The organism is Brevibacterium luteolum (assembly GCF_013004595.1).
Classification (GTDB): Bacteria; Actinomycetota; Actinomycetes; order Actinomycetales; family Brevibacteriaceae; genus Brevibacterium; species Brevibacterium luteolum.
Genome location: NZ_JABEMC010000016.1, coordinates 1 through 9,227 on the forward strand (window position 1 = coordinate 1; position 9,227 = coordinate 9,227).

Consider the following 9,227-nt stretch of genomic DNA (forward strand, 5'->3'; position numbering starts at 1 on the left):
CGACGGTCATCGGTGCATTACGGTGAGTCATGGAAGACCTCCGGTTCGAGTGAGTGTGGTTACCCACTTCGATATCGGAGGTCTTCTTTCACCTCAAATCCCGATCACAACCTCCCGAGGAAGTACACCTAGACGGCAGTTAAAGTATCGACTTGTCTTGCCACGGTTTCAAAATGCTTAGCTTCGACCTCGGCCGGGGGGCCTGTCAAATGGTGTGTGTAAGGGGTGTGGCACCACCCCCTGAAGGAGACACACTGTGACGATTGACGCCATGCCGAAGATGAGCGCCGAGGAGCGCGCTGAGCGTCGTAGAAAGCAGGCCGAGCTCGCGGCCGAGCTCAAGACCACCGGAGCCCTGGATGAGGTCTTCGCCCGGATCGATGCCGGTGAACCGCTGACCGGAGACGGCGGGGTGCTGGGCGGGATGCTCAAGGCCGCCCTGGAGCGGAGCCTGGAGGCCGAGCTGAGTGAGCACGTGGGCTATGAGAAGGGCGCGGTCGACGCCGCCGACCACCCGAACTCCCGTAACGGGCACTACGCCAAGACCGTGACGAGCGAGGTCGGGGACATCGAGCTCGCGATCCCGCGCGATCGGGCCGGGACCTTCACCCCGATGCTGGTAGGCAAGGGTCAGCGCCGCCTGGACGGGGTCGACGGGATGATCATCTCGCTGTACGCCGGCGGGATGACGCTGCGCGACATCTCCCACCACCTAGCCTCCACGGTCGGGGTGGACGTGAGTCACGAGACGATCGGCAAGGTCGTGGACTCCATCGCCGAGGAGGTCCTCGCGTGGCAGCGCCGTCCGCTGGAGTCGCTGTACCCGGTGATCTACCTCGACGCGATCATGGTCAAGGTCAAGGACGGCTCTCACGTGGTCAACAAGGCCGCCCACATCGCCGTCGGCGTGGACATGGACGGCATCAAGCACGTCCTGGGGATCTGGGTCCAGACCCACGAGGGCGCGAAGTTCTGGGCCCAGGTCTGCGCGGACCTCGCCAACCGCGGGGTGCGCGACGTGCTGATCGTGTGCTGCGACGGGCTGACCGGCTTCCCCGAGGCGATCGAGGCGACCTGGCCGCTGGCCACCGTGCAGACCTGCGTGGTCCACCTGATCCGCGCCGCGATGCGGTTCGTGTCCTACGGGGACCGCAAGGCCGTCGCCACGGCGCTGAAGCCGATCTACACCGCCGCCAGCGAGGACGCGGCTCTGGAGGCGCTGGAGGCATTCGAGGCCGGCCCCTGGGGCACGAAGTACCCCGCCGCGGCGCGGACGTTCCGGGCGGCCTGGGAGCGGTTCATCCCGTTCCTGGCCCTCCCGCCCGAGCTACGCCGCGTCATCTACACGACGAACGCGATTGAGTCGCTGAACTACCAGCTGCGCAAGGTCACCAAGAACCGCGGCCACTTCCCCAACGACGCCGCCGTGGTCAAGCTGCTGTGGCTGGCGATCTGCAACATCGAGGACAAGCGAGCCCGGGAGCGCGAGAAGGAACGCGGCCTACCCGCCGCTGAACGCCGAGCCCCCGGACGCCTCATCGAAGGATCGGTAACCACGAACTGGAAGGCCGCCCTCGGCCAACTCGCCCTCGTCTACCCCGAACGAATCGAACCCTACCTGTAACCCCCGTCACACCCCTTACACACAGGGATTGACAAGCCCACCGATCAGCGACTGCGGAGGGCTCTGACGAATGAGGTGACCATGGTGTCGAAGACCATCGCCCAGACCGCTGGTCCGATCCAGAACCAGTGCTGGCCGACCAGTTCGATCGCCGGCACACGACCCGGGCGGCCCAGATGCATGCTCGCCGCCGTTCGCATGCCCAGCAGGAAGACCATGCTCCACAGTCCGGCCGAAAAGGTCATCGGCAGCGTGTGGACGGCATGTCGCCAGATTCCCTCGGCGCCGATCGACATGACGCCGGTCGCCATCACCGAGGCCCAGCGTCGACGGGCTCAGCCCCCACCGTCTGTGCATTCCGGTGGGATTGCGATCGGCCGTGCTCATTCGCTTCTCATTCTCGTCGCCGTGTGTCAAGGGACATCGACGTCTTCGGTAGTGCGACCCTACCCCTGAAATCGCCTTACGGTCCCGGCCATCTAGAGGGCGCCGCGGTCCCATCGAAAGACCGCACGGACTCTGTGCAGGAAACCGATGTGCAATTCGTGACAACTGGGTCTTCTCGGGTCACTCTCCCACTATTTTCATGAGAGAATTCATTGGAGTTACCAATGGGTAATTTCGCATGGAGTCGCCCGTTGCGCACCCCCCCCACGTGCCGGTAGTGGCGTATTCTGCAGTCACCTGCGCGGTGCAGAATTCTTCGGCACTGACCGGAGCGACGAAGGCACAGACGATTGGGAGCGATGGCTATGGAGAGCACGATGAACACTCTCGCCGAGGACACCGACATCGACGCGCCAGCGGTCGCGGTGCGCGGTTGGTCGCTGTCCGGCAAACAGGGCGATGTGTTCACCGATATCGACCTCGAGGTGCCGACCGGTGCCATCGCTGTCGTCCGTGGTCCCGCTGGCAGCGGGAAGACCTCTCTCCTCCTGTCCTTGGCAGGAAGGATGCGGGTCTCCGAGGGGGAGGGCCGCCTCGGCGATATCGATATCCGCAAGCAGGCCCGCACCGTGCGCGGGCAGGTTGCGGTCGGACATATCGGCGGGCTGACGGACCTTGAGGACGATTTCACGGTTGCACAGCACGTCGCAGAACGACAGATCATGCTCCAGCCCTGGTACAAGCCGTGGGCGTCGAAATCGACCCTGCGTGAGGTCATCGGTCTCATTCGGGACACCTTCACCACGGCCAAGGAGATCATTGACGAACTCCCGCCGGGGACGTTCTCGAAGCAGGACGCCCAGCGCGCGGACTTCCTCATCGACGATGACGGAGAGGTATTCGTCTCTGAGCTGAGTGAGCTGCAGAAATTCTTCCTCGAACTCGGGCTGGCGAGTCTCAGCCGCCAACCCGTCGTCGTCATCGACAACATCGACTACCTGCGCGAATCCGCCGACCGAGCCCGTGCTTGGGCCGGGATCCTCATCTACCAGCAGCTGCGCAGATCACGGGATCCCGAGGACCTGCTCACGGTCATCGTCTCCTGCGAGGACTCGAGCGAACTCGACATCGCCACCAGGTCGCTCGGCTCCCGCGCGGAGCCGTCGATTGTCGAACTCGAACTGCCGCCCCACCCTCCCGCTCATCGCGGGTCCAAACACTGAACTTCCTGCCCACGTATACGAATCCGAGGAGATTCCCGAATGTTCTCCCTGCCCTGGTTAGAACTCTCACGATTCAAACGCCACACGATCACGCGCTTGGCGATGATCGTCATCATCGTCATCCCGTCGATCTACGGTGGGCTCTACCTGGCCTCGAATTGGGACCCGGCCGGGCACCTCGACAAGCTGCAGGCAGCGATCGTCAACGAGGATACCGGCGCCGAGAAGCCCGAGTCGGACGGAGAGAAGCTCGACGCCGGTCAGGAACTCGTTGACGAGCTCACGCCGAAGGGCGAAGGCGGATTCGACTGGCAGGAGACCAGCCAGAAAGAAGCCGACGAGGGGCTGGCTAAAGGGAAGTACTTCGCGGTCCTCGAGATCCCCTCGGACTTCTCCGAGATGCTCGTGTCGACCGGCGGTGACCATCCGGAGCAGGCAGGGCTGCGGCTGCGCACCGACGACGCCCACAACTTCATCGTCGGGCAGATGGCCGGGACCATCCTCTCCGAGATCAAGGACGGACTGAGTAAGACGACGACCGCCGAGTACGTCAACCAGGTGTATCTCGGATTCAACGATATCCACTCCGAGACGGAGAAGGCTGCAGACGGTGCGGCCGAACTGCACGACGGAGCAGACCAACTCCACGACGGTACCAGCGAACTCGTCGGTGGGACGACGAAGCTCGACAAGGGCATCGGAACCCTGCAGACCGGGCTCAACGACCTCGATAAGGGCGCAGGTGAACTGAAGAAAGGCAGCGGCGACCTTGCCGACGGTGCCGACACCCTGGCGAAATCCACCACAGAGGCGAAGAACGGTTCGAAGAAACTCGCCGACGGCGCAGGACAGGTCGCCGACGGCACCTCGGAGCTGCGTGATACCGCCGACGAGGCCACGAGGAAGGCCGAGGACGTCAAACGAAAGGCCGATGACGTCGTCGATGGGGCCCGCCCCGAGCTCGAGCGCGCCGAAGGGGACTTCGACGATGCTCGAACCACCGTGCGAGGGGATATGGACGACCGGATCAAGCAGCTGCAGGAGGACTATCCGGACGACCCGAACGTCAAGAAACTCGCCGAGGAGGCCGACGGCCTCGGCGAGGACCTCGATTCCGCGCACCAGCGCGCCTCCGATGCCAAGGATAAGGCCAAGAACCTCGAGGACAAGCTGACCGACGCGGTCGACGGGGTGATGGACGAGATCCGCACGGCGGATAAGAAGATCGGTCAGCTCGACGACGGAGCGCAGGAGGTCGCGACCGGTGCCGACGACCTCCACTCCGGGCTGATCAAGCTCGACACAGGTGCGGGAAAGCTCGCCAAAGGTGTCGGGGACCTCCATGACGGTGCCGTCCAGCTCAAGGACGGCACGGCGAAGGCCAAGGACGGAGCCGGTGATCTCAAGGACGGTTCGGAACAGCTCGTTGACGGGTCGACCGAACTCGACAAGGGCGCGGGCAAACTCGTTGACGGCTCCGGCGAACTCGCCGATGGTCTGCAGAAGGGACTTGAGCAGATCCCGACCTATGACAAGAAGGACCGGGAGAACCGTTCGAATGTCGTGGCTGTTCCCGTCGATGCAGACAAAGTCAAGGACAACGCGGTCGACGCCTATGGCGAGGGACTGTCCGCGTTCTTCGTCTCCTTGGCCCTGTGGATCGGCGGAATGATCACCTATATGGTCATCAACGCCATTCCATATCGGGCGCTGTTCTCATCGGCGACTTCGTCGCGCATCGCCTGGGCCGGCTACGTTCCCGGGCTGCTCTTCGGTATCGCTCAAGTCGCAGTTCTCTATGCGATCCTCGCATTCACCTTGGACTTCTCGGCCGGAGCGTGGCTGTGGACGGTGCTGTTCTCGATGCTCGCGGCGGCGTGTTTCCACTCCGTGCACCAGTTGTGTGTCGCGGCCTTGGGCGGTGTCGGCAGACTGATCGCCCTGGTCCTGCTGATGCTGCAGATCGCTTCGGCAGGCGGAACCTATCCGGTGGAGACGGCACCGAAGATCTTCCAGATCATCTCGCCGTTCCTGCCGATGACGCACGCGGTCAAGGGCCTGCGGACCCTGGTCGCCGGCGGCGACATGTTCATCGCCGTGCAGGCGGCAGTGGTGCTGCTGCTGATGACTGCAATCCCCCTGGTCGCCACAACCGTGGTCTGCAGTCGCAAGCGTATGGTCACTCTCACTCAGCTCCACCCGAGCCTGCAGCTGTAGGCCGGGCCGGGTGCGGGGTCGTGCCTTGGGGTTCGGGCTGCAGAGTTGTCGCGGGACTGAACCGTCCTGGGTTTCATTCCTAGACGGCAGTTAAAGTATCGACTTGTCTTGCCACGGTTTCAAAATGCTTAGCTTCGACCTCGGCCGGGGTCCGATGTCCGAGTCCTTCATGCAGCCGGCCGGTGTTCCACCAGTGCACCCAGTTCATCGTCGCGAACTCCACCTCGGTCAGCCCAGCCCACGCCGGCTGCGAGTAGATCAGCTCAGTCTTGTACAGCCCGTTGACCGTCTCAGCCAGTGCATTGTCATAGCTGTCTCCTACACTCCCCACAGACGGCCGGATACCCGCGTCAGCGAGTCGCTCGGTGTAGGCCACGGCAACATACTGCGAGCCTCTGTCAGAGTGGTGGACTAGCTGCTCAGCACCACCGCGGGCAGTGTTCAGCGCATGCTCCAAAGCCTCCAGCGACAGCGCCTCAGTCGTCATCGACGACCGCGTCGCCCACCCGACGATGCGGCGGCTATACGCGTCGATGACGAATGCGGTGTAGACGAATCCGCACGAGGTCCGCACGTAGGTGATGTCAGCGACCCACAGACGGTTCGGCGCCGGCGCTTTGAAGTCCCGCATCACCAAATCCGGACGCTGATCCGGCACACGGGCCGGCACCGTCGTACGCGGCTTCCGACCGCGCACGACCCCTGTCACGCCGGCCACGCGCATGAGCCTCGCTGTCTGGTCCCGGCCGATATCCCACCCGGCTCGGCGCATCGCGTGCCACATCTTCCGCACCCCGTAGACGCCGTAGTTCGCAGCATGGAGCCGCTTGACCTCCTCGACGAGAAGACCATCGCGAATGGCGCGAGCTGCGGGCTTCCGGGATTTCGCTGCCCGGTAGCCACGGGAGGTGATGAACCCACACGCCGTCGCGCCCAGGACGCGACAGATGAACTCGACCCCGAAACGACCCCGGAACGTGTCGATGAACCGGATCATTTCGTCGTGGGACGGTCGAGCTCCGCGGCGAAAAACGCTGACGCGGTCTTGAGGATCTCGTTCGCGCGTTTGAGCTCCTTGACCTCGCGGCGCAACCGCTTGAGTTCCTCGAGGTCCGCGCTCGTAGGACCTTCTTCGACACCGGCGTCACGGCGGGCCTGCTTCGACCATCCCCGCAAAGTATGCGGCGAGACGCCCAGCTTCTCCCCGACGGCAGTCGCCGCTGTCCATTCCGAGGTCTCCTCAATGCGGCGATGGTCCTGCATCACCCGCAGCGCCCGCTCCTTGAACTGCGGGGTATACGACTTGGCCATGTTCCAATCCTCCTCGATCACGTAGATCGGAACGAAACCCAGGACGGTTCAACCCGGAACGATGACGCGAGACATCACCCCCAAAACAAAAAGAAATCTCGGGACATCGAGTGAACGATGTCCCGAGACTTCACACTTGTGGAGCTAAGGGTGTCCGGTCTCACGACATAGTTGACACTCTGCGGCCTGGTTGAACGCGAGTGATAGTTGACAGGTGTCTCGGGACATCCTTGACACTTCGCCGGAGGTGATAGTTGACAGGTGTCTCGGGACATCGTTGACAGTCTCGGCATGGTCAGAGCATGCGCAATCATAAGAATCTGGTCATTGTCCGATCTGTTATCGATCACGGGGTGAGCGTTGCGGCAGCGGCGAAGAAGTTCGGTGTCTCCCGGCAGTGGATCTATCAGCTCATTGCCCGCTATCAAGCATTCGGGCCTAGCGGCGTGCAGCCGCGCAGTACCGCCCCGCACAGCCGGCCGATCACCACCTGTGAAGCAGTCCGGGAACGGATCATCAACCTGCGTGATGAGCTGATGGCTACAGGCAGCGAAAACGGTGCAGGGGACTGCTGAAGGTTTGGTTGACTTCACGACTGGATAAATTCCAGGAAGGTGAGAGGTCATGCCCAAGATCTACACCGATGAGTTCAAGCAGTCAGCGCTCGATCTCGTAGGCGACGGAATGTCCCAGAGGCAGGTGTGCGCTGATCTCGGGATCTCGAAATCAGCCCTGCAAGCCTGGGTGCGTGACTCACGGCTACGCGACCACGGACTCGAGCCCGCGACCGAGCCCGACGAGTCACGCGCTCAAGCGGCAGCGCTGAAGCGCATCAGGGAACTTGAACGAGAGAACAAAATTCTCCGCGAGGCTGCAGCGTATCTCTCGCAAGCGAATCTGAAACTTGGTGGCAACCACCCAAAATGATGTACCCGCTGGTCCGCGACCTTGCTTCCACCGGAGTACCGGTGGCGGTGACCTGTCGGGTGCTCGGCTTTACGAAGCAGGGGTTCTACAAGTGGTGTGCAAATCCGGTCTCGACTCGGGACTGGGACGAAGCGCACGTGATCAATGCCGCCTACGACGTGCACATGGACGACCCGGAATTCGGGCACCGGTTCATCGCAGATGAACTCCAGGCGTCCGGGCACGAGGCGTCAGAACGTCGTGTGTGGCGATTATGCTCGCAGCAGGAACTGTTCTCCCACACGATCAAACGAGCCCGGAAACACGGTAAGAAGCCTGGCCCGCCGGTGTGTGATGACCTCGTCGAACGCGACTTCTCATCCTCGGCAATAAACGAGTTGTGGTTGACCGACATCGAGCGCCACGAGGCGCTTCTGGACCTTGCGGTGGTGAAAGGACACCGCTTCGCGTCTGTCGCAGCAGGCGTGTGATAGCTGGAGGACGATCTGCCGTGTTGGCGTGAATGCGGCGGGTGGAGCAGTCCTCGACAACGACGAGTCGTATCAGTACTGCCAGATGGTGCGGGCTCGGCTAGCGAGACGGAGAGGCATACGGATAGGAACCAGTGGCTGAAAGCCCCTCAATTGAAGACCACCGACTCCAACCTGGTGGATGTGGGTCGGGTTGCATCGCGCACCCTCGCCGCTTCGGTGGTGGGGAGAACTCCTGGGCTGGGTGATGTCGCCGGTCGGGAGGCCACGGTGAATGACTGCGGCGTAGTCGTGGCGAGGATGCTGGGGCATAACTGGGTGCCGATCCCGTCGAAAGGTTCGGAAGTGAACGTGGGAACCATCCCGGTTCCGCCGGGGCACCGTCGCAGCCAGCGACGATTTCCTCGGCTGAGTGCACGGTCTGCTGATCGGGCCGGGGTGGGGCGGAGGGCCTGTAGTAGTCCGAGGCCGGGAAAGCCGGTCACATGGCGAAGGGGTCCAGTGTGATCGCAGTGACAGAAGCAGAAAAGGAGGCACAGCCGTGAATGCGGATGTTCCGTGGCCTGCCGACACATCGGAGGCGTGGGCGCGGGTACTGACTATGCAGACGAAACTGCACCGATGGGCGACGGGCGATCCTGCTCGTCGTTTCGATGATGTGTTCAATCTGGTCTATGACCCCGCGTTCCTCGCCGCGGCGTGGAATCGGGTGGCGGGAAACAAGGGAGGCCGCACTGCTGGAGTCGATGGGATCGCGCCGCGATCCGTCACCCCGGACCGAGTGTCGGGGATGCTCGCCGATCTGCGCGAGAGCGTCAAGAACGGCGAGTTCGTCCCGGAACGGGTGCGTCAGAAGTCGATCCCGAAGGGCAACGGCAAGGTCCGTAGCTTGGGGATTCCGACGATGACGGACCGGATCGTTCAGGCCTCCCTGAAACTGGGGGACTGCTGAAGGTTTGGTTGACTCCGGGGTTTACGCCGCCAGAGCGACGGCCTTGTGATGAACAAGCTCGTATTCAACCGGGGTCAGTTTACCCAAACGCCGTTGCCGACGCTTGCGGTGATAGG

The 9,227-nt window shown here is 62.9% G+C and carries 8 protein-coding genes and 1 pseudogene; 7 read left to right on the top strand and 2 right to left on the bottom strand.

Features of this window, described 5'->3' with window-relative positions:
- Positions 1 to 280 precede the first annotated feature (280 nt).
- Positions 281 to 1,624 carry an IS256 family transposase gene (locus HLA91_RS13530; RefSeq protein WP_239557308.1) on the top strand — a complete coding sequence of 448 codons (1,344 nt, stop codon included), beginning with the start codon at positions 281 to 283 and terminating at the stop codon, positions 1,622 to 1,624.
- 44 nt (positions 1,625 to 1,668) lie between these two features.
- Here HLA91_RS13530 and HLA91_RS13535 read toward each other — a convergent pair whose 3' ends face one another.
- Positions 1,669 to 1,920 carry a TDT family transporter gene (locus HLA91_RS13535; protein ID WP_137319614.1) on the bottom strand — a complete coding sequence of 84 codons (252 nt, stop codon included), beginning with the start codon at positions 1,918 to 1,920 and terminating at the stop codon, positions 1,669 to 1,671.
- Between the two features lie 468 nt (positions 1,921 to 2,388).
- Here HLA91_RS13535 and HLA91_RS13540 point away from each other — a divergent pair, with 468 nt between their 5' ends.
- Positions 2,389 to 3,234 carry an ATP-binding cassette domain-containing protein gene (locus tag HLA91_RS13540; RefSeq protein ID WP_239557108.1) on the top strand — a complete coding sequence of 282 codons (846 nt, stop codon included), beginning with the start codon at positions 2,389 to 2,391 and terminating at the stop codon, positions 3,232 to 3,234.
- 39 nt (positions 3,235 to 3,273) lie between these two features.
- Entirely contained in the window at positions 3,274 to 5,451 is a 2,178-nt protein-coding gene (locus HLA91_RS13545) for a YhgE/Pip domain-containing protein (RefSeq protein ID WP_170275113.1), read from the top strand.
- A gap of 79 nt (positions 5,452 to 5,530) precedes the next feature.
- Here the strand turns inward: HLA91_RS13545 and HLA91_RS13550 are convergent.
- Positions 5,531 to 6,762 (bottom strand): IS3 family transposase gene (locus HLA91_RS13550; RefSeq protein WP_239557109.1). Its coding sequence is split into 2 segments (ribosomal slippage): positions 5,531 to 6,474 and positions 6,474 to 6,762, totalling 1,233 coding nucleotides; the frame shifts between segments, so codons are not numbered across the junction.
- A gap of 302 nt (positions 6,763 to 7,064) precedes the next feature.
- Between HLA91_RS13550 and HLA91_RS13555 the strand changes: the two genes are divergently transcribed.
- The 4 genes and pseudogenes from HLA91_RS13555 (at position 7,065) to HLA91_RS13570 (ending at position 9,111) form a co-directional block, all read left to right on the top strand.
- Positions 7,065 to 7,337, top strand: coding sequence for a helix-turn-helix domain-containing protein (locus tag HLA91_RS13555; protein ID WP_170275114.1), 273 nt, complete (start codon positions 7,065 to 7,067; stop codon positions 7,335 to 7,337).
- A gap of 49 nt (positions 7,338 to 7,386) precedes the next feature.
- Positions 7,387 to 7,689, top strand: a complete 303-nt coding sequence (locus tag HLA91_RS14310; RefSeq protein WP_170275115.1) for a transposase — start codon at positions 7,387 to 7,389, stop codon at positions 7,687 to 7,689.
- Positions 7,680 to 8,123 (top strand): annotated as a pseudogene (locus HLA91_RS13565) (transposase family protein); the annotation flags it as partial. The gene HLA91_RS14310 and the pseudogene HLA91_RS13565, both read left to right, overlap by 10 nt.
- Positions 8,124 to 8,700: 577 nt before the next feature.
- A complete protein-coding gene (locus HLA91_RS13570) occupies positions 8,701 to 9,111 on the top strand; it encodes a reverse transcriptase family protein (protein ID WP_170275117.1) in 411 nt (136 codons plus the stop codon).
- Positions 9,112 to 9,227 lie beyond the last annotated feature (116 nt).

Excerpts from the sequence above, each read along its gene's own strand:
- HLA91_RS13555 (WP_170275114.1), top strand. The coding sequence starts at position 7,065 with ATGCGCAATCATAAGAATCTGGTCATTGTCCGATCTGTTATCGATCAC.
- HLA91_RS14310 (WP_170275115.1), top strand. The coding sequence starts at position 7,387 with ATGCCCAAGATCTACACCGATGAGTTCAAGCAGTCAGCGCTCGATCTC.
- HLA91_RS13535 (WP_137319614.1), bottom strand. The coding sequence starts at position 1,920 with ATGTCGATCGGCGCCGAGGGAATCTGGCGACATGCCGTCCACACGCTG.
- HLA91_RS13530 (WP_239557308.1), top strand. The coding sequence starts at position 281 with ATGAGCGCCGAGGAGCGCGCTGAGCGTCGTAGAAAGCAGGCCGAGCTC.
- HLA91_RS13540 (WP_239557108.1), top strand. The coding sequence starts at position 2,389 with ATGAACACTCTCGCCGAGGACACCGACATCGACGCGCCAGCGGTCGCG.
- HLA91_RS13545 (WP_170275113.1), top strand. The coding sequence starts at position 3,274 with ATGTTCTCCCTGCCCTGGTTAGAACTCTCACGATTCAAACGCCACACG.